Raw genomic sequence first — 19,128 nt, 5'->3', positions numbered from 1 at the left:
TTCCGGCCGGAAGGCCGGGAGCGAACGGCGGCGGCGGGCCGATCCCGCCAGGCTCCACGGTCCGCCCGGATGGGGGCGGCGGACCGTTCCGGTACGACACGCGAGGTGTATGTGTCCAGGCTCCAGGCGGAGCATCTGTACAAGGTGTTCGGCAGACGATCCGACGAGGCGGTGCGGCGGCTCGAAAGCGGCGCGACCCGCGACGAGCTCCGTGCCGACGGCGCGACGGCGGCGGTCATCGACGCCTCCTTCACCGTCGACCCGGGGCAGATCTTCGTGGTCATGGGCCTTTCGGGCTCCGGCAAGTCGACCCTCCTGCGGATGCTCAACGGACTGCTCGAACCCACCGCCGGTCGCGTACTGTTCGACGGCCGCGACCTGACCGCGCTGAACCGCCGGGAGCTGCGGTCCGTCCGCTCCCGCCGGATCAGCATGGTCTTCCAGCACTTCGCGCTCTTCCCCCATCGCAGCGTGGCGGAGAACGCCGCGTACGGGCTCGAAGTGCAGGGCGTCGACCGTGCCGAACGGGAGGAACGGGCCCGGGAGGCACTGGCCCTGGCCGGTCTCGCGGGCTGGGAGGACTCCTGGCCCGACGAGCTGTCCGGCGGGATGCAGCAGCGCGTGGGCCTGGCCCGGGCGCTGGCCACCGACGCCGACCTGCTGCTGATGGACGAGTCCTTCAGCGCACTGGACCCGCTGATCCGCCGCGATATGCAGGACCAGCTGCTCGAACTCCAGAAGACCCTGAAGAAGACCATCGTCTTCATCACCCACGACCTCAACGAGGCGATGCGTCTCGGTGACCGGATCGCGGTGATGCGCGACGGCAGAGTCGTCCAGCAGGGCACGGCCGAGGACATCCTCATCACCCCGGCCGACGACTACGTCGCCTCCTTCACCCAGGACGTCGACCGGACCCGGGTGCTGACCGCGGGCGCGATCATGGCCGATCCGGAGAGCGCCTACGGCACCCGGACCGACGAGGGCACGGAACTGCGGTCCGCCGCCGAGGTGCTCGGCGCGGCGCCCGCCGTCGTCCGCGCGGACACCCCGATCACCGAGCTGTTCACCCCGTGCTCGCGCAGCGGGGTGGCCGTGGCCGTCACCTGCGAGCGGGGCGAACTGATCGGTGTCGTACCGAGGGCGAGGCTGCTGGCCGTACTGGGCGAGCCGATGAAACCCGAACCGGACGGGCCCCCTGCGGCCGACGGAGCCGCCGACGGGGCCGGAACCACGGCCGCCGGGGCGGTGACCCATGCCTAGACTGCCCCTCGGAGAGTGGATCGACAGCGCCGTCGACTGGCTCCAAACCCATCTCACCTGGCTGTTCGACGCCATCAGCACGGTCGTCACCGGAATGTACGACGGTCTCGACGCGCTCCTGTCGGCGCCCGAGCCGCTGCTCTTCGCCGGAATCCTGGCCGTGCTCGCCTGGTGGCTGCGCGGACTGCTCGCCGGAGCCCTCGCCTTCGCCGGGTTCGCCCTGATCGACTCGGTCGCCCTCTGGGACGAGGCGATGTCGACGCTCGCGCTGGTGCTCGTCGCCACGATCGTCACCCTGGCGATCGCCGTACCGCTCGGTGTCTGGGCGTCCCGTTCGGACCGGGTCAGCGCCGTCGTCCGGCCCGTACTCGACTTCATGCAGACCATGCCGGCGATGGTCTATCTCATTCCCGGCATCATCTTCTTCGGTGTCGGCGTGGTCCCGGGGATCATCGCCACCATCGTGTTCGCCCTGCCGCCCGGCGTACGGATGACCGAACTCGGCATCCGCCAGGTCGACGGGGAGCTGGTCGAGGCCGCCGAGGCGTTCGGCACCACGCCCCGCGACACCCTGTTCCGGGTCCAGCTGCCGCTGGCGCTGCCGACGATCATGGCCGGGGTCAACCAGGTCATCATGCTGGGCCTGTCCATGGTCGTCATCGCGGGCATGGTCGGCGGCGGCGGTCTGGGCGGCGAGGTCTACAGCGCCATCGGCAATATCGACATCGGCCTCGGTTTCGAGGCGGGCGTGTCCATCGTCATCCTCGCCATGTACCTCGACCGGATCACCGGTCAGCTGGGCCGCCAGGTCTCCCCGCTGGGCCGCCGGGCGATCGCCCGGGCCCGGTCGCTGGCGGGCGGCCCGACCCTGTGGAACCACCGGCCCCAGCCGGCCGTCGCGCTGGTCGGTGTGGTCGTCCTGGCGCTGGTCGCGGGCGGTATGAACGTCTTCGGCGGCTCCGGCACCGGCACGAACACCGTCACGGGCGCCGCGAACGTCGGCAAGGGCAAGAAGCTGACGATGGGCTACATCCCGTGGGACGAGGCCGTGGCCTCCACCTACCTCTGGAAGGAACTGCTGGAGCGGCGCGGCTTCGAGGTCGAGGCCGGTCAGCTGGAGACCGGCGCCCTCTACACGGGGCTCGCGAACGGGCAGATCGACTTCCAGACCGACTCCTGGCTGCCGGTGACCCATGCCTCGTACTGGAAGAAGTACGGCGACCGGCTGGAGGACCTCGGCGCCTGGTACGGGCCGACCTCGCTGGAGCTGGCGGTCCCCTCGTACGTCAAGGGCATCGACTCCCTCGACGATCTCAAGGGGAAGGGCGGGACCTTCAAGGGCCGGATCATCGGCATCGAGCCGAGCGCCGGGATGATGGGCCTGCTGAAGGAGAAGGTCCTCGACGAGTACGGTCTCGACGGCGAGTACCGGGTCGTCGACGGCTCCACGCCCGGCATGCTCGCCGAGCTGAAGCGGGCGTACGCGAAGAAGGAACCGGTCGTGGTCACCCTCTGGTCCCCGCACTGGGCCTACAGCACCTACGACCTGAAGAAGCTGAAGGACCCCCGGGGCGCCTGGGGCACCGGTGACGGGGTGCACACCCTGGCCCGCAAGGGCTTCACCGCCGATCACCCCGAGGCCGGGAAGTGGCTGAAGGACTTCCGGATGACCGAGAAGCAGCTCACCGATCTGGAGGCGGAGATCCAGCGGACCGGCAAGGGCAAGGAGCAGCAGGCCGTCCGCAACTGGCTCAAGGACAATCCGGGCTTCGAGGACAAGGCGGTCCCGGTGGCGGGCTGACCCTTCCCGCACCCGGCGGCACGGGGTGGTTCCGGACAGTGTCCGGGCCACCCCGTCCGTATTTCGCCCTGATCGCGGAGGAAGCGGCGCGGGAAGCTGCGTAAGGTTGTACAGAACGCAGGAAGGGGGCCGGCGCATGGACGCTGACGCCAAGGACGGCAGGGACCCGAAGGAGACCGAGCGTCTTCGGGTGGGCACCGCCGTGCGCAGGCGGCGGCGGGCCCTCGACCTGACTCTGGCCTCGGTCGCCGAGCGCTCCGGCCTCTCGGTGCCCTTCCTCAGTCAGATCGAGAACGACCGGGCGCGGCCCAGCCACCGTTCCCTCCAGCGGCTCGCGGACGCCCTGGAGACCAGTGCGGACCGGCTGATCGCCGCCTCCGACGCGGCCCGTACGGTCGCCGTCTCCCGCTCCGAGGCGAACGACGGCGCCGGGGCTGCGGGCACGCGCCGGCTGGTGCACGGCCGCCATCAGCTCGAAGCGCTGGAGTTCAGCGGGGAGCACGACACCGAGGGCGAGTTCCAGCACCGCAACGACGAGCTGATGTACGTCGCGGACGGTTCGGTGGAGGTCGAGGCCGAGGGCCGGGCCTACCGGCTGGGCCGTGGTGACACGCTGTTCCTGTCGGGTGGGGTACGGCACCGCTGGCGCTCCGGCGGCCCGGAGACCCGGGTGGTCGTGGTGACCGTCGCCGACCATATCGAGACTCCTCCGTCCCCCGAGGGCTGAGTCCGGTGCGGGTGGTCTCCCTCGTCCCTTCGCTCACGGAGGCGATCGCGGTCACCGCCCCCGGGCTGCTGGTCGGGGCGACCGACTGGTGCACCCACCCCGCCGGTCTCGACGTCGTCCGGATCGGCGGGACGAAGAACCCCGACCTGGACGCCGTCATGGGGCTGCGGCCCGATCTGGTCGTCGCCAACGAGGAGGAGAACCGCGCCCGGGATCTGGACCTGCTGCGTACGGCGGGGCTCGCGGTGCTGGTCACCGAGGTCCGCGGGCTGGAGCAGGGGCTGCGGGAACTGCACCGGGTGCTGGTCGACGGCTGCGGTGCCGCCCGGCCCCGCTGGCTGGACGAGGCCGAACGGGCCTGGGCGGCAGTGGTCCCCCACGAGCTGCCCGATGCGGTGGTTCCGGTGTGGCGCCGACCGTGGATGGTCCTCGGACGGGACACCTTCGCCGGGGATCTACTGGCCCGGCTGGGCGTCCGGAACGTCTGCGCCGGCCACCCCGACCGCTACCCGCGGGTGACGCCCGACGATGCGCGGTCCCGCGGCGCCGGACTGGTGGTGCTGCCGGACGAGCCGTACCGCTTCACCGCCGACGACGGTCCCGAGTCCTTTCCCGGGCTGCCCGCCGCGCTCGTCAGCGGGCGGAGTCTGACCTGGTACGGGCCGTCGCTGGTGACGGCGCCCCGGGTACTGGGGGCGGCCCTGCGAGCAGCGATCCGCTGAGCAGGCCGCGTACGGTCCGCGCTCCGGCCACCGCCCACGCGGTCACCAGCAGCCCGTACAGCGCCACCGCCACGGCGGACAGGGCGCCCAGGCCCGTCCGATGGGCGAGTCCGGCGGCGCCGGTGACACAGGTGCCGACCGGGAAGGTGAAGGCCCACCAGCCCAGGGTGAACGGCAGGCCCCGGCGGACGGCCCGGAGCACCAGCGCCCCGGCGATCACCAGCCACAGCAGCGCGAAGCCCGTCACGGGCACGCCGTACAGCACCGTCAGGACATCCGCGTACGGCCGTCCCGGCAGCGCGTCCGCCAGATGCCCCGCCGCGGTCGCCGACTGGCCGAGCGGCCCGAGGAACAGGAACAGCGACGGTGTGAGCGCGAGCGGCAGCGGACCGTGGTGGATCAGCCGGGCCACCACCGCGGGCAGCACCACCAGGGTCGCCAGCGCACTCGCGCCGGCCAGGCCGAGGCTCGCCACCAGCAGCGTCCGGCGGCCGTCCCCGGGCGGCAGTTCCACGGCCAGCAGCGGGGCGAAGGCCGCCGCCACCATGGGGGCGACCAGCGGCAGCAGCCAGACCGGGGAGGCGCTGCCCGGCGGAGTGCGGTGCCGGACGATCAGCAGATACGGCACGACGGCGGCGGCCGTGAGCGCCAGGGCGCACCCGAGGGCGAACAGCCCGGCGGCGACCGGGACCGCGGCCCGCTCGCCGATGACGTCCCGGCCGGGACCGAGCGCCCCCATGCCGACGGCGAGCGGAGCCATCGCCGCGCAGCCGTAGAAGGGGGCGACGACAGGGTCGAGGAGGTGGGCGCGGGCCTGGTCGCGATGGTGCCGCCAGTGGCCCGCCCGGGCCGCCCAGACGGCGACGAGCAGCAGTGCGGCGAGTGCCCAGACGGCCGCCAGGAGGGGCCGGGCGGCCGGATGGGGCCCGTCCGCGCCCAGAGCCGTACCGGCGCCGGCGACGCTCGCGGTGCCCATGACGGCGGCGTACCACTGCGGCCCGAAGTGCCGCAGGGGCGGCAGCGGTACGGAAACGGGTCCGGCGACCGGGCCGGGTTCCGCACCTGGGGCGGCCGCGGTGGGGTGCCCGTCCCCGGGGGTCCGGCCGCGGGCTCTTCCGGGGCGGCGGCGTTTTCCACGGCCGGGGGCCGGGTCCGCTGTTCCGGCGCTCGCAGGAGACCCGGTGGGGCCGGAGGGGCCGGGAGGGCGGCCGGGTCCGGAGCCCCGGGGCGTTCCGGACACGACTCCGGAGGCGGAGTCCCGGGCGGGGGAATCGGATGTCCCGGCCGGCCCGGAGCGCGGGGTTGTCGTCCGGGAGGCGGGGGAGTGGCGGGCGGCGGTGGCCATGGAGCCACTGTTGCCGCAGGTCAGCCGCCCCGCCAGGGGTCTTCCGCCGATGACCCCATAAGCTGGACCTATGACCGAGGCCGCCGGGAGTGCGGGGTGGGTGCCGCTGGCGCACCGGGTGCCCGATCTGGGCGCCCTCGAACTGCTGCTCGCCGTCGCCCGGCACGGCAGTCTGGGCCGGGCCGCCCGCGAACTCGGTATCAGCCAGCCCGCGGCGAGCGGCCGCCTCCGGTCGATGGAGACGCTGCTCGGCGTGGCCCTCGTGGACCGGTCGCCGACGGGATCCCGGCTCACCCCGGCCGGGGTGCTGGTCACCGACTGGGCGCGCCGGGTCGTGGAGGCGGCGGAGGAGTTCGACGCCGGGGCCCAGGCGCTGCGGTCCCGCCGGGACTCCCGGCTGCGGATCGCCGCGTCGATGACGATCGCCGAGTACCTCCTCCCGGGCTGGCTGGTCGCCCTGCGGTCCCGCTGCCCGGGAACGGCCGTCTCCCTGTTCGCCGGGAACTCGGCCGCGGTTGCCGAACGGCTCGGCGCGGGCGGGGCGGACCTCGGTTTCGTCGAGGGGCTGCGGATCCCGGCCGGGCTCGACGGGGTGACCGTCGCCGAGGACCGGCTGCTGGTGGTCGCCGCGCCGGGCCATCCCTGGGCCCGGCGCCGTACCCCCCTGTCCCCGGCCGAACTCGCCGCCGCACCCCTGGTGCTGCGCGAACCCGGCTCCGGCACCCGGCAGGTCCTGGACGCGGCCCTCGCCGGACACGGCGGGCTCTGCGCGCCCCTGCTCGAACTCGCCTCCACCACGGCGGTGAAGGCCTCGGCGGTCAGCGGCGCGGGCCCCGCCGTGCTCAGCGAACTGGCCGTGACGGAGGAGCTGACCGCGCGGCGGCTGGTGGCGGTCCCGGTGGCGGACGTCGTCCTGCGGCGGTCCCTCCGGGCGGTCTGGCGCCGCTCGCAGAAGCCCGCCGGAGCGGCCCGGGAGCTCCTGGGCCTCACCACCGCCCCTCGCCCTCCTGTGTGACAACCCCATGAACCCTCGGCGGCCCGTCAACCGCCTTCAGCGGTACGGATTTTGCCGCCCGGCCCCCTGAAACGCCACCCTGGCCTGGGTAAACGTCCCACCTTCGGTCCGTCCGCGACCGCGTCTCACCATCTGGTTGTACTTGACATTAGTTCACCTTATGGAAGATAAAGATCAGGCTTTGGGTTGAACGTCGCGCCCTGTGACGAATGCGCGGAAGGCACCCCCGAGCATCCGTATGTCCGTATGGCCGCCTGCCCGGCGATGCGTATATACGTCTGTATGTCCGTTGTCCGTTCCCGTCTCTCCGTACCAAGTGAGCGAGTGCCGCCGTGTCCCACCCCGCCGCCCCCGTCCCTCCGGCCAGCGACCCCGTGGCGGAGTGGGAGGCCTGGTGCGCCGGGCGGCGGCGGTCCGTCACCGCCGCCACCGGCAACCTCGCCCTTGTGGAGACCCGGTGGCTCCCGGCCGGGGAGCGGCCCGACCTCGCCGCGGCCCGTACCGCCGCACCCGAGGGCGTGACCGTCACCACCGTCGAACGGACCGACCTCGTCACCGGCGCCCCCGAACACGGACTCCGCTTCTGGGCCGCCGACGCCCCCGCGCTGCTCGCCTACGAGCGCACCGAGGTCTTCCCGTACGACCCCGACTGGGTCATCGACGCCACGTACACCCCCGTCCCCGGCGCCCGGAAGGTCTCCTTCGAACACATCCGGGACAACGGCGGCACCCGCGACCTCGCCGTCCCCGGCGATATCACCCTCACCCTCGACGGCCGCGACTACACCCTGAGCGCCTTCGACGACGACGGCACCCTGCTGCTGGTCTTCGGCGACCCCACCAACGGCGCCGAAGGCGACGACGGAACCTACGGCGCCGGGCGCTTCCTCTTCGTCACCCGCACCGGCGAGGACTCCGTACGCCTCGACTTCAACCGGGCGTTCGTGCCGCCCTGCGGATTCTCCGATCAGTACAACTGTCCGATGCCGCCGTGGCAGAACCGCCTCCACCTGCCCGTCACGGCCGGTGAGAAGCGTGTCGTCAGCCGCGGCGGCGCGACCGCAGCGCACTGATCCCCGCCTCCGCTTCCACCACCTCGCACGAAAGCGCAGCCTCCTCATGAACACCCGAAGCGTCCGCTACGCCCTGCCCGCCGCCACCGCCGCCGTCCTGGCCCTCACCCTCACCGCCTGCGGCGGCACCCCGGCCGGTGGCACCGCATCCGGGAAGCACGACCCCGGCGCCACCGTCTCCATCGGCTCCCTCTACGAACCGCAGAACCTCGACAACACCGGAGGCGGCGGCCAGGGCGTCACCGAAGCCCTCCACGGCAATGTCTACGAAGGCCTGTTCCGGCTCACCGACACCGGGAAGGCCGAACCGCTGCTCGCCGCCGCCCACCAGGTGAGCCCGGACGGTCTCACCTACACCTTCACCCTCCGCGACGGCGTCACCTTCCACAGCGGCAAGAAGCTCACCAGCGCCGACGTCAAGTACAGCCTGGAGCGGGTGATCGCCCCGGCCTCCCAGTCCGCGCGGAAGAAGAACCTGTCCGTCATCAAGACGGTCGAGGCGCCCGACCCGAAGACCGTCCGCGTCACGCTCTCCCAGAAGTCGATCTCGTTCGTCTACAACCTGAGCTATGTGTGGATCGTCAACTCCGCCGCCGGTGACCTCCGGGCCACGGCGGACGGCACCGGACCCTTCCGGCTCGGCAAGTGGACCCGCGGCTCCAGCCTCGGACTCGACCGCGCCACCGGCTACTGGGGCACCGCCGCCGCCAGCAAGAAGGTCGTCTTCCGCTACTTCAAGGACGCCGCCGCGCTGAACAACGCCCTGCTCAGCAATGGTGTCGACCTGGTCACCAGCCAGCAGTCGCCCGACGCCCTCGACCGGTTCAAGAACAATCCGGCCTATAAGGTCACCGAGGGCAATTCGACCACCAAGCTGCTGCTCGCCTTCAACGACAAGGCCAAGCCCTTCACCGACGTCAAGGTCCGGCGGGCCGTCGCCGCCGCAGTCGACGACAAGAAGCTGCTGGAATCCGTCTGGGGCGGCCACGGCAAGCTCATCGGCTCCATGGTGCCGCCCACCGACCCCTGGTACGAGGACCTCACCTCCACCGACCCGTACGATCCGGCGCTCGCCAAGAAGCTGCTTGCGGAGGCGGGTTACGCCGACGGGTTCACCTTCACCCTCCAGACCCCGTCCTACGACCCGCACCCCACCGCCGCCACCTTCATCGCCGCCCAGCTCGCCGACGTCGGCATCAAGGTGAAGATCAACACCATCACCCCGGACGAGTGGTACACCAAGGTCTACAAGAACAAGGACTTCGACGCCACGCTCCAGGAGCACGTCAACGACCGCGACCTGGTCTGGTACGGCAACCCCGACTTCTACTGGGGCTACAACAACCCGCAGGTCACCCGGTGGGTCGACGAGGCCGAGCGGTCCAGCACCCCGGCGGAGCAGACCGAGCTGCTGAAGAAGGTCAACCGCACCACCGCCCAGGAGGCGGCCAGCGAGTGGCTCTACCTCTACCCGCAGATCGTGGTGGCGAGCAGCCGGGTCTCCGGCTACCCCCTCAACGGGCTGAACTCGCAGTTCCACGCCTTCGGCATCAAGAAGAGCTGACGCCCCGATGGCCCGCTATCTGCTGCGGCGGTCCGCCCTGCTCCTGCTCTCGCTGGGGCTGGCGACCGTGGTGCTCTTCATCCTGCTGCGGATGCTCCCCGGCGATCCGGCCAACGCGCTGACCGCCGTCGGCGCCACCGACGAGCAGATCGCCGCCGCCCGCGCGGCGATCGGCTCGGACCGGCCGCTGCCCGAGCAGTTCACCCACTGGACCGGACAGCTGCTCCGGGGCGATTTCGGCACCTCCTTCGTCAGTTCGCTGCCCGTCGGACCCGAGATCGCCACCCGGCTCCAGGTGACCCTTCCGCTGACCGCCGCCGCCTTCCTGCTGGCCGTCCTCGTCGCCGTACCCGCGGGCTTCGTCGCCGCCCACCGGCGGCACACCTGGTACGGCTCCCTGCTCAGCGGGGTCTCCCAGCTCGGCATCGCCGTCCCGGTGTTCTGGCTGGGCATGATCCTGGTCGCCGTGCTCGCCGTGAACGCCCGCTGGTTCCCGTCGGGCGGCTTCCCGCCCGACGGCTGGGCCGACCCCGCCGAAGCCGTACGCTCCCTCGCCCTGCCGGTGATCACCGTTGCCCTGGTCATGAGCGCCTCCCTCATCCGGTACGTGCGCTCCGCCGCCCTCGATGTCCTCGGCAGCGACTACCTGCGCACCGCGCGGGCCCTCGGCGGCACCTTCCGGGGCGCCATGTGGCGGCACGGGCTGCGCAACGCCTCCGTCCCCGTCATCTCGGTCCTCGGCATCGAACTCGCCTCCACCCTGCTCGGCGCGGTGGTCGTGGAATCCGTCTTCGCCCTGCCCGGACTCGGCTCCCAGCTCACCACCGGCATCAGCCAGCACGACTACCCCGTCATCCAGGGGGTGCTGTTCGTGTCCACGCTCGCCGTCCTGCTGATCGGCTTCGCCGCCGACGTCGTCCAGCGCATCGTCGACCCCCGCCTGCGGGGCGGACTCGCGGGAGGCCCCCGATGAACGCGAACGCCGAGACCGCCGAGACCGCCGAGACCGCCGCGACTGCCGCGGCCCCGGCGGTGGCCCCGGCGGCGGCCGAAGGCCGGCCGCGCCGCTCCCTCACCCTCGTCACCGGCTGCGTCCTCGCCGGAGCCGTCGGACTGCTCGCCCTGGTCGCCGTCTTCTGGCTGCCGTACGCCACCGACGACACCTCCGGCGGGCGGCTCGCCGCGCCCGGCGGCGAGCATCTCCTCGGCACCGACAAACTCGGCCGCGATCTGCTCACGCAGGTCATGAACGGGGCGACGATCGCCGTCCAGGCCGGCCTCGGCTCCGTCCTGATCGCCGCCTCCCTGGGCACCGCGCTCGGTCTGCTGGCCGCCTTCGCCCAGGGCTGGTTCGACGACACCGTCTCCGCGGTGCTCGACCTCCTCATCGCCTTCCCGACCCTGCTGCTCGCCATGCTGATCGTCGCCGCCCGCTCCGGCAGCCTCGGCTCCGCGATCATCGCCATCGGGATCGCCCAGAGCGCGGTCGTCGCCCGTCTCGTCCGGATCCTGGCCAAACGCGTCCTCTCCCAGGACTACATCACCGCCTCCCGGACCTCGGGCACCAGCTGGCCGCGGATCGTCGCCGGGCACGTCCTGCCCAATATCTGGCCGACCCTCGTGGTCAACCTCGCCCTGCAGTTCGGGCTCGCGGTCCTCGCCGAAGCCGGACTCTCCTACCTCGGCCTCGGCGCGCCCCCGCCCAACGCCTCCTGGGGGCGGATGCTGCTGGAGGCGCAGGCCACCTTCACCACCGCCCCCGCGGGCGCCCTCGCGCCCGGCATCCTCCTCGTCGTCCTCGTCATCGGTGTCAACCTCGTCGCCGACGGGCTGCGGGACACCCTCGACCCGACGGCCCGCGGAAGGCAGGCATGAGCATCCCCGACCCGCGTCCGGCAACAGCCACGAGCACCGGGAAGACACCCCCGGCGGATACGGACACCGGCGAACTCCTCGCCGTCCGGGAGCTGACCGTCCGCACCCGGACCGGGCAGGCACTCGTCGACGGGCTCTCCTTCGCCATCGGCCCCGGCGAACGCCTCGGTCTCATCGGCGAATCCGGCTCCGGCAAGTCCCTGACCTCCCTCGCCGCACTCGGCCTGCTGCCCGGCGGACTCACCGCCGAAGGCAGTATCCGGCTCGCCGGGACCGAGATCGTGGGCGCCCCGGAGAAGCGTCTGGTGAAGGTACGGGGACGGGACGCGGCGATCGTGTTCCAGGAGCCCCTCACCGCGCTCGACCCGCTGATGCGCGTCGGCCGTCAGATCGCCGGACCACTCGCCCGCCACCAGGGGCTCAAGGGCGCCGCGCTGCGGAGCGCGGTGACCGGGGCGCTGGAGCAGGTGAGGCTCCCCGACCCGGAGCGCATCGCCCGGGCCCGGCCGCACGAGATCTCCGGCGGCCAGCGGCAGCGCGTCGCCCTCGCCATGGCGCTGGCCTGCGCGCCCCGGCTACTGATCGCCGACGAACCGACCACCGCACTCGACGTCACCGTCCAGGCCGAACTGCTGGGCCTGCTCGACACCCTCGTCCAGGAACGGAACATGTCGCTCCTGTTCATCAGCCACGATCTGGCGGTGGTCGCGGGGATCGCCGACCGGGTGGTTGTGATGAAGGACGGACGCGCGGTGGAGGAGGGCAGCGTACGGGATGTCGTCGGCGCGCCCCGCGACCCGTACACCGCGGCACTCGTGGACAGCGCCCGCACGCTGGAAGACGCACTGGAACGACGGAAGGCCGCACGGTGAAGGGGACGGAAACGCAGGCTGCTGCCGGCGCCGGGGAACCGGCCGCGCCCGCCGCCCTGCTGGCGGCCGACCAGGTCTCGTACAGCTACCGGTCGTCCCGGTCCCACGGCCGCCCCGTGCTCGACAGGGTCTCCCTCGCGGTCCGCCCCGGTGAGAGCCTGGCCGTCGTCGGAGAGTCCGGCACCGGCAAGACGACCCTGCTGAGACTGCTCCTCGGACTCGCCAGGCCCACCTCGGGGGCGGTCCGCTTCGAGGGCGAGGAACTGCGGCCGCGCGACCGGGCGCAGCTGCGGCGCTTCCGCTCCGCGGTGCAGTGCGTCTTCCAGGATCCCTATGCCTCCCTCGACCCGCGCCGCCGGGTGGGCGACACGGTCGCGGAGCCGCTGCGCTCCCTCGGGCTGGCGGACCGGCGCGCGGCCGTGCCCCGCGTGGCCGCCGCGCTCACCGCCGTCGGGCTGCCCCCGGAGGCGGCCGGGCGCTATCCGCACGAGTTCTCCGGCGGGCAGCGGCAGCGGATCGCGATCGCCCGGGCGACGGTCTGCGATCCGCGGGTGCTGCTGGCCGACGAACCGGTCAGCGCGCTCGACGTCACGACCCGGGTCAAGGTCGTGGACCTGCTGCACCAGCTGCGCGAGGAGCGCGGTCTTGCGCTGGTGATGGTCTCCCACGATCTGTCGGTGGTGGCGTCGCTCTGCGACCGTACGGCGGTACTGGAAGGCGGCCGGGTGGTGGAGAGCGGGCCGACCGGGGCTGTGCTGGGCGCCCCGGAGCACCCGTACACGGCCCGGCTGGTCGCGAGCGTGCCCTCGCTGGCCCGGTCCCTGCCCGGCGGGTAGTTCCCCTCAGCCCGTCGCCGCTTCCACCAGTCCCCTGGTCACCGTGAGGTCGTCGGACGCCTCCGGATGCCACTGGACCCCCAGCACCCAGCCGGTGCCCGGCAGTTCCACCGCCTCGACCGTGCCGTCGTCGGAATGCGCCGATGCGGTCAGCGGCGGGGCGAGCCGGTCCACGGACTGGTGGTGGTACGTGGGTACCTCGACGGGCTCCGGGGCCAGTGACCCGTACCGGGTGCCGGGCACCGGTGTCACCCGGTGGCGGCCGAAGACGCCCGGACCGCCCGTATGGCCGTCGAGGTGCTGGACGAGGGTGCCGCCGAGGGCGACGTTCAGCAGCTGCATACCGCGGCAGATGCCGAGCAGCGGGGTGCCCGAGTCCAGCGCCGCGTCGATCAGGGCGAGTTCCCAGGCGTCCCGGTCCCGGGCGGGCGGCCCCGTCCGGGCGTCCGGCTCGGCGCCGTACCGCACCGGCTCGACGTCCGCGCCGCCCGCGATGACCACACCGTCCAGCCGGGCGACCACGGAACGCGCGGCGCCGGGGTCCGGGTCCGGCGGCAGCAGCACCGCCAGTCCGCCGGAGCGGTGGACCATGGCCGGGTAGGTGGCGGGCAGCAGCGCGGCGGGCACCGACCACACCCCCCACGCGGCCGGTTCGAGATAGGTGGTGACACCGATCAGAGGCTCGGGCACGACGCTCCTTCCGCGTTCTCTTGTGATGGGGTGCGGCGGGCCGAAGCCTCTCAGCCCCGGCCCTGATCGCGGTCGCGGGCCAGTTCCGCCTCGGCCTCGGCGAGCGCGGCGAACTCCTCCTCCGGAGCCCTCGCCACCAGATGGTGACGGCTGTATATCGCGAAGTAGGCGAGGGCCACGCCGTAGACGACGAGGGCGATCACCGCCGCCTCCTTGTCCACCAGGAACGTCGCCACCAGCGCGGAGAGCGCCAGGACGAAGGCGACGGAGGAGGTGACCGTCCCGCCGGGCGTGCGGTACGGCCGGTGCAGACCGGGCTCCCGGCGGCGCAGGACGATATGCGAGAGCGCCATCAGCGCATAGCTGATCGTCGCCCCGAACACCGCGATGTTCAGCATCCGCCCGCCGTTGCCGGTCGAAGCGGCGAGCGCGAACCCGATCGCGCCCGGGATCAGCAGCCCGAGATACGGGGAGCGGCGGCGGCTGGTGAGGGAGAGGAACCGCGGCAGATATCCGGCCCGCGAGAGCGCGAACAGCTGCCGGGAACCGGCGTAGATGAGGGAGAAGAAGGACGCCACCAGACCGGCGAGCCCCGCATAGTTGACGAACCGGCTGAGCGCCGTCGGGTCGCCGTCCCCCTGCAACGCCACCACCAGCGGATTCCCCGCCTCCTGGATCGCCGCGGAGCCCCGGGCTCCGGTCGCCGCGAAGAACGTCAGCACCGCCAGCAGCACCAGGACCGCCATCGAGATCGCCAGCGCCCTCGGCAGCGACCGCACCGGGTCCTTGGCCTCCTCCGCCGCCAGCGGCACCCCCTCGACACCGAGGAAGAACCACATGCCGAACGGGAACGCCGCCCAGATCCCGAGCAGTCCGAACGGCAGCCACGAGTTCGCGCCGAACGCGTCCTCGTCGACCGGGATGTCGTTCAGCCCGTCCGCGGAGAACTCCGTGAACGCCCCCAGCGCGAAGATCAGCAGGGCGGCCACCGCGATCGCCGTGACGACCAGGCTGAACCGGAGTGCCTCACCCACGCCCCACAGATGGATGCCGATGAAGACCAGGAAGCAGACGAGGTAGACCGGCCAGCCCGATTCCAGGCCGAAGAGGCCGAGGGATTCCACGTAGTCGCCGATGAAGATGGAGATCGCCGCGGGCGCGAGGACGTACTCGATGAGGATCGCGGTCCCGGTGAGGAAGCCGCCCCAGGTGCCCAGCGCCCGCCGGGCGAAGCCGTAGCCGCCGCCCGCGGTCGGCAGGATCGCGGACAGCTCCGCGAGGGCGAAGACCAGACAGGCGTACATCACGCCCATCAGGACGGTTGCGATCGCCAGACCGCCGAAACCGCCCTTGGAGAGGCCGATGTTCCAGCCGGAGAAATCGCCGGAGACGACATAGGCGACCCCGAGCCCCGTCAGCAGCAGCCAGCCCGCGCTGCCACGGCGCAGCATCCGGCGGCTGAGATAGCCGTCGGCGGCGGGGGCCCGCTCCGGAGGTGCCGGTTCCGGTGGGGTGTTGGTCTGAGTGGTTCCTTCGGCCATGGCTGGACCCCTCCCGCCTTCAAAGGTTGAGGGCGACACCTTTGCGGTACGGTCGGGATCCGCGCAAGCCCCCTGCGCCGAACTCGCACGCTCCGGCGAACCCCGGGCCCGCCCGGCCCCGTCATGCGGAACGACCGGCAGCCGGCCCCGGTGCCGCACGGCCCGGTCAGGACAGGAAGCCCCGCAGCAGCGCCGCCGTCCCCCCGCAGTGCTCGCGCATCGCCTGCCGCGCCCCCTCCGCGTCCCCCGCCAGCACCGCCTCGACCACCGCCGTGTGCTGCTGCTGCGAATGCTCCAGATTCCGGACCAGGATCGGAATGCAGTCCAGCAGCTCGTTCACCCCGGCCCGGACCGCCGCGTACTGCTCCGCCAGCGACGGCGAGCCCGACAGTTCGGCCAGCGTGAGATGGAACAGCGTGTCCCGGCGCCGGTACTCCGCGAGCGGCGCATCGTGCGTGGCCGCCAGCGCCGCCCGCAGCCGCCGCCCGCCCTCCTCCGTCAGCCCCTGCCCCGCGCACAGCCCCGCCGCCCCCACCTCCAGCACCTCGCGGAACCGCAGCGTGTCCTCCAGGTCCGCGCCCGCCAGCCGGCGCCGCAGCTCCTCCTCGCCGTAGGCCTCGGGACGCGGCAGCACAAATGTCCCGCCGTACCGCCCCCGCCTGCTCTCCAGCAGCCGCTGCTCCGTGAGGACCCTGAGCACCTCCCGCAGGGTCACCCGGCTGATCCCCATCCGCTCGGCCAGTTCGCGCTCCGCGGGCAGCCTCTCCCCGGCGGCCACCAGCCCGAGCCGCAGCAGCCGGAGTATCTGCTCCAGTGCCTCCTCGAAACCGTTGCCCGCCCGCACCGGCCGCAGCACGGCCACCGGCCGCCCCGGCTCCGCCCCGTCCCGCCCGTTCGTCTCCGCCACGTCCCCGTTCCCTCTTCCCAAGCAATGGTCTTCAGCAATACCTTATGGCTCCCGGCCGACCCGAGGAGGCGCGATTCCGTGGCTGACCGCACACCCCCGCTCGCCGTGGAGGAGCTGCGCTCCCTGGTGGCGGCGGGCGAGATCGACACCGTCGTGCTCGCCTTCCCCGATATGCAGGGACGGCTCCAGGGAAAGCGGTTCGCGGCCCCCTTCTTCCTCGACGAGGTCCTCGGCAACGGCACCGAGGGGTGCAACTACCTCCTCGCCGTCGACACCGAGATGAACACCGTCGACGGCTACGCGATGTCCTCGTGGGAGCAGGGGTACGGCGATTTCGCCATGCACCCCGACACCGCCACGCTGCGCCGCGTGCCCTGGAACGCCGGTACCGCCCTCCTCGTCGCCGATCTCGCCTGGGGCGACGGCCGCCCCGTCGCCGCCGCTCCCCGCCAGATCCTCCGCCGCCAGTCGGCCCGGCTCGCCGAACGCGGCTGGACCGCGAACGTCGGCACCGAGCTGGAGTTCATCGTCTTCAAGGACACGTACGAACAGGCCTGGGACCGCGACTACCGCGGACTCACCCCGGCCAACCAGTACAACATCGACTACTCCGTCCTCGGCACCGGCCGGATCGAACCCCTGCTGCGCCGCATCCGCAACGAGATGGCCGCCGCCGGGCTCACCGTGGAGTCCGCGAAGGGCGAGTGCAACCCCGGCCAGCACGAGATCGCCTTCCGCTACGACGAGGCCCTCACCACCTGCGACCAGCACTCCGTCTACAAGACCGGAGCCAAGGAGATCGCAGCCCAGGAAGGCGTCTCCCTCACCTTCATGGCCAAGTACAACGAGCGCGAGGGCAACTCCTGCCATATCCACCTCTCCCTCGCCGACGCCGACGGACACAACGTCATGGCCGGGGACGGGCCCGGCGGGATGTCGCCCGTGATGCGGCACTTCCTCGCCGGACAGCTCGCCGCGCTGCGCGACTTCAGTCTGCTGTACGCGCCCAACATCAACTCCTACAAACGCTTCCAGCCCGGCTCCTTCGCCCCCACCGCCGTCGCCTGGGGCCACGACAACCGGACCTGCGCCCTCCGGGTCGTCGGGCACGGCCGCTCCCTGCGCTTCGAGAACCGGCTCCCCGGCGGCGACGTCAATCCCTACCTCGCCGTCGCCGGAATGATCGCCGCCGGACTGTACGGAGTGGAACAGGAGCTGGAACTGCCCGAACCGTGCACCGGCAGCGCGTACACGGCAGGACACGCCCATGTCCCCACCACCCTCCGCGAGGCCGCCGAACTCTGGGAGACCAGCCCCCTCGCCAAGGCCGCCTTCGGTGCCGAGGTCGTCGACCACTACCTCAACATGGCCCGGGTCGAACTCGCCGCGTACGACGCCGCGGTCACCGACTGGGAGCGGCGCCGCTCCTTCGAACGCCACTGAGGCCGTAGCCGCCCGCGGCCTGCCGGGCCTGCGCCCGCACCTGACGCCCCCGGCCCGCCCGCGCCCCGGAAAGGAACGCCGTGCACCACCCCGAGTACCACGAGGTCCTCAACCCCGCCACCGGCGCCGTCGTAGACAAGGTCGCCGCCACCGCCCCGGCCGAAGTCGACGCCGCCGTCACCCGCGCCGCTGCCGCCCAGCGCGGCTGGGCCGCCGCCGCCCCGGCCGACCGGGCGAGACTGCTGCGCCGCTTCGCCGCCGTCGTCGACGACCACATCGAGGAGCTCGCCCGGCTGGAGGTCCTCGAAGCCGGGCACCTCATCGGCAACGCCCGCTGGGAGGCCGGGAACGTCCGCGACCTCCTCGACTACAGCGCCGGGGGAGTGGAGCGGCTCAGCGGCCGCCAGATCCCCGTCCCCGGGGGAATCGACCTCACCTTCCTCGAACCCCTCGGCACCGTCGGGGTGATCGCCCCCTGGAACTTCCCGATGCCGATCGCCGCCTGGGGCACCGCACCCGCCCTCGCCGCCGGGAACGCCGTCCTCCTCAAACCCGCCGAGACCACCCCCCTCACCGCACTGCGGCTCGCCGCGCTCGCCCTGGAGGCCGGACTGCCCGAGCACCTCTTCCAGGTGCTGCCCGGCGCGGGCGACGTCACCGGCGCCGCGCTGGTCGACCACCCCGGCATCGCCAAGATCGTCTTCACCGGATCGGGCCGGGTCGGCAAGGCCGTCATGGCCCGCTGCGCCGCCACCGTCAAACGCGTCACCCTCGAACTCGGCGGCAAGAGCCCCAATATCGTCTTCGCCGACGCCGACCTCGAAGCGGCCGTCGCCGCCACCCCCATGTCCTTCCTCGACAACAGCGGCCAGGACTGCTGCGCCCGGAGCCGGATCCTCGTCCAGCGCTCCGTGTACGACCGCTTCCTCGGACTCCTCGCCCCCGCGATCGAAGCCGTCACCGTCGGCGACCCCGCCGACGAGACGGTGCAGATGGGCCCGCTGATCTCCCGGGCCCAGCTCGACCGGGTCCGCTCCTACGCCCCCGGCGAACTGCCCGGCATCCGCGGCACCGCCCCGGACGGCCCCGGGTTCTGGTTCCCGCCCACCGTCCTCACCGGCCTCGACCCCGATGCGCCCGCCGCCCGCGAGGAGATCTTCGGACCCGTCGCCGCCGTCCTCCCCTTCGACGACGAGGCCGACGCGATCCGGCTCGCCAACGACACCGAGTACGGCCTCTCCGGCTCCCTGTGGACCCGTGACATCGGCCGTGCCGTCCGGGTCTCCCGCGCCGTCCGCGCGGGCAACCTCTCCGTCAACTCCCACTCCAGCGTCCGCTACTGGACCCCGTTCGGGGGCTACCGGCAGTCCGGCCTCGGCCGGGAGCTGGGCCCCGACGCCCTCACCGCCTTCACCGAGACCAAGAACGTCTTCATCAGCACGGAGGACTGACCC

The 19,128-nt window shown here is 72.5% G+C and carries 17 protein-coding genes; 13 read left to right on the top strand and 4 right to left on the bottom strand.

The window, feature by feature from the left end:
• The first annotated feature begins 111 nt into the window (after positions 1-111).
• From B7R87_RS04760 to B7R87_RS04745, 4 genes are all read left to right on the top strand, one after another.
• On the top strand, positions 112-1,263 hold the full coding sequence (locus tag B7R87_RS04760) for a quaternary amine ABC transporter ATP-binding protein (protein WP_040916777.1): 1,152 nt from the start codon (positions 112-114) through the stop codon (positions 1,261-1,263).
• Entirely contained in the window at positions 1,256-3,064 is a 1,809-nt protein-coding gene (locus B7R87_RS04755) for an ABC transporter permease/substrate binding protein (protein WP_006350221.1), read from the top strand. The genes B7R87_RS04760 and B7R87_RS04755 overlap by 8 nt, the downstream gene beginning before the upstream one ends.
• A 136-nt stretch (positions 3,065-3,200) precedes the next feature.
• A complete protein-coding gene (locus B7R87_RS04750; protein WP_006350222.1) occupies positions 3,201-3,791 on the top strand; it encodes a helix-turn-helix domain-containing protein in 591 nt (196 codons plus the stop codon).
• A 5-nt stretch (positions 3,792-3,796) separates the two neighbouring features.
• Positions 3,797-4,513, top strand: coding sequence for a helical backbone metal receptor (locus B7R87_RS04745; RefSeq protein ID WP_006350223.1), 717 nt, complete (start codon positions 3,797-3,799; stop codon positions 4,511-4,513).
• Here B7R87_RS04745 and B7R87_RS04740 read toward each other — a convergent pair.
• Entirely contained in the window at positions 4,425-5,489 is a 1,065-nt protein-coding gene (locus B7R87_RS04740) for an SLAC1 family transporter (RefSeq protein ID WP_233168768.1), read from the bottom strand. The genes B7R87_RS04745 and B7R87_RS04740 overlap by 89 nt on opposite strands.
• Positions 5,490-5,928: 439 nt before the next feature.
• Here B7R87_RS04740 and B7R87_RS04735 point away from each other — a divergent pair, with 439 nt between their 5' ends.
• The 7 genes from B7R87_RS04735 to B7R87_RS04705 all read left to right on the top strand — a co-directional run bounded on the left by B7R87_RS04735 (position 5,929) and on the right by B7R87_RS04705 (position 13,093).
• Positions 5,929-6,873, top strand: coding sequence for a LysR family transcriptional regulator (locus B7R87_RS04735; protein WP_006350225.1), 945 nt, complete (start codon positions 5,929-5,931; stop codon positions 6,871-6,873).
• 332 nt (positions 6,874-7,205) lie between these two features.
• Positions 7,206-7,946, top strand: coding sequence for a DUF1684 domain-containing protein (locus B7R87_RS04730; protein WP_006350226.1), 741 nt, complete (start codon positions 7,206-7,208; stop codon positions 7,944-7,946).
• Positions 7,947-7,992: 46 nt separating this feature from the next.
• Positions 7,993-9,510 (top strand): ABC transporter substrate-binding protein, encoded by a 1,518-nt coding sequence (locus tag B7R87_RS04725; protein WP_006350227.1) that lies wholly within the window; start codon positions 7,993-7,995, stop codon positions 9,508-9,510.
• 7 nt (positions 9,511-9,517) lie between these two features.
• Complete coding sequence (locus B7R87_RS04720; RefSeq protein ID WP_006350228.1) at positions 9,518-10,483, top strand: ABC transporter permease; 966 nt, start codon at positions 9,518-9,520, stop codon at positions 10,481-10,483.
• A complete protein-coding gene (locus tag B7R87_RS04715) occupies positions 10,480-11,385 on the top strand; it encodes an ABC transporter permease (protein WP_130585311.1) in 906 nt (301 codons plus the stop codon). Before B7R87_RS04720 ends, B7R87_RS04715 begins: the two co-directional genes overlap by 4 nt.
• Entirely contained in the window at positions 11,382-12,257 is an 876-nt protein-coding gene (locus B7R87_RS04710; protein WP_006350230.1) for an ATP-binding cassette domain-containing protein, read from the top strand. The genes B7R87_RS04715 and B7R87_RS04710 overlap by 4 nt, the downstream gene beginning before the upstream one ends.
• Positions 12,254-13,093, top strand: coding sequence for an ABC transporter ATP-binding protein (locus tag B7R87_RS04705; RefSeq protein ID WP_233168767.1), 840 nt, complete (start codon positions 12,254-12,256; stop codon positions 13,091-13,093). Before B7R87_RS04710 ends, B7R87_RS04705 begins: the two co-directional genes overlap by 4 nt.
• A 6-nt stretch (positions 13,094-13,099) precedes the next feature.
• Here B7R87_RS04705 and B7R87_RS04700 read toward each other — a convergent pair whose 3' ends face one another.
• From B7R87_RS04700 to B7R87_RS04690, 3 genes are all read right to left on the bottom strand, one after another.
• The gene (locus tag B7R87_RS04700) at positions 13,100-13,783 is read right to left on the bottom strand and encodes a gamma-glutamyl-gamma-aminobutyrate hydrolase family protein (RefSeq protein ID WP_006350233.1); all 684 of its coding nucleotides are present in this window, start codon (positions 13,781-13,783) and stop codon (positions 13,100-13,102) included.
• A gap of 50 nt (positions 13,784-13,833) precedes the next feature.
• Entirely contained in the window at positions 13,834-15,324 is a 1,491-nt protein-coding gene (gene eat, locus B7R87_RS04695; RefSeq protein WP_006350234.1) for an ethanolamine permease, read from the bottom strand.
• A 166-nt stretch (positions 15,325-15,490) separates the two neighbouring features.
• A complete protein-coding gene (locus tag B7R87_RS04690; RefSeq protein ID WP_006350235.1) occupies positions 15,491-16,231 on the bottom strand; it encodes a FadR/GntR family transcriptional regulator in 741 nt (246 codons plus the stop codon).
• A 78-nt stretch (positions 16,232-16,309) separates the two neighbouring features.
• On the opposite strand from B7R87_RS04690, the gene B7R87_RS04685 reads away from it, so the two are divergent.
• Entirely contained in the window at positions 16,310-17,674 is a 1,365-nt protein-coding gene (locus B7R87_RS04685; protein ID WP_006350236.1) for a glutamine synthetase family protein, read from the top strand.
• An 80-nt stretch (positions 17,675-17,754) separates the two neighbouring features.
• A complete protein-coding gene (locus tag B7R87_RS04680) occupies positions 17,755-19,125 on the top strand; it encodes an aldehyde dehydrogenase family protein (RefSeq protein ID WP_130585310.1) in 1,371 nt (456 codons plus the stop codon).
• Positions 19,126-19,128 lie beyond the last annotated feature (3 nt).

Source organism: Streptomyces tsukubensis (assembly GCF_003932715.1).
GTDB classification, from domain to species: domain Bacteria; phylum Actinomycetota; class Actinomycetes; order Streptomycetales; family Streptomycetaceae; genus Streptomyces; species Streptomyces tsukubensis.
The sequence above is the reverse complement of the archived record's forward strand: the minus strand, read 5'-3'. Positions and strand labels throughout refer to the sequence as shown.

Bases quoted from the DNA above. Each gene is read 5' to 3' on its own strand.
- B7R87_RS04755 (WP_006350221.1), top strand. From the start codon at position 1,256: ATGCCTAGACTGCCCCTCGGAGAGTGGATCGACAGCGCCGTCGACTGG.
- B7R87_RS04750 (WP_006350222.1), top strand. From the start codon at position 3,201: ATGGACGCTGACGCCAAGGACGGCAGGGACCCGAAGGAGACCGAGCGT.
- B7R87_RS04740 (WP_233168768.1), bottom strand. From the start codon at position 5,489: ATGGGCACCGCGAGCGTCGCCGGCGCCGGTACGGCTCTGGGCGCGGAC.
- B7R87_RS04735 (WP_006350225.1), top strand. From the start codon at position 5,929: ATGACCGAGGCCGCCGGGAGTGCGGGGTGGGTGCCGCTGGCGCACCGG.
- B7R87_RS04725 (WP_006350227.1), top strand. From the start codon at position 7,993: ATGAACACCCGAAGCGTCCGCTACGCCCTGCCCGCCGCCACCGCCGCC.
- B7R87_RS04720 (WP_006350228.1), top strand. From the start codon at position 9,518: ATGGCCCGCTATCTGCTGCGGCGGTCCGCCCTGCTCCTGCTCTCGCTG.
- B7R87_RS04715 (WP_130585311.1), top strand. From the start codon at position 10,480: ATGAACGCGAACGCCGAGACCGCCGAGACCGCCGAGACCGCCGCGACT.
- B7R87_RS04710 (WP_006350230.1), top strand. From the start codon at position 11,382: ATGAGCATCCCCGACCCGCGTCCGGCAACAGCCACGAGCACCGGGAAG.
- eat (WP_006350234.1), bottom strand. From the start codon at position 15,324: ATGGCCGAAGGAACCACTCAGACCAACACCCCACCGGAACCGGCACCT.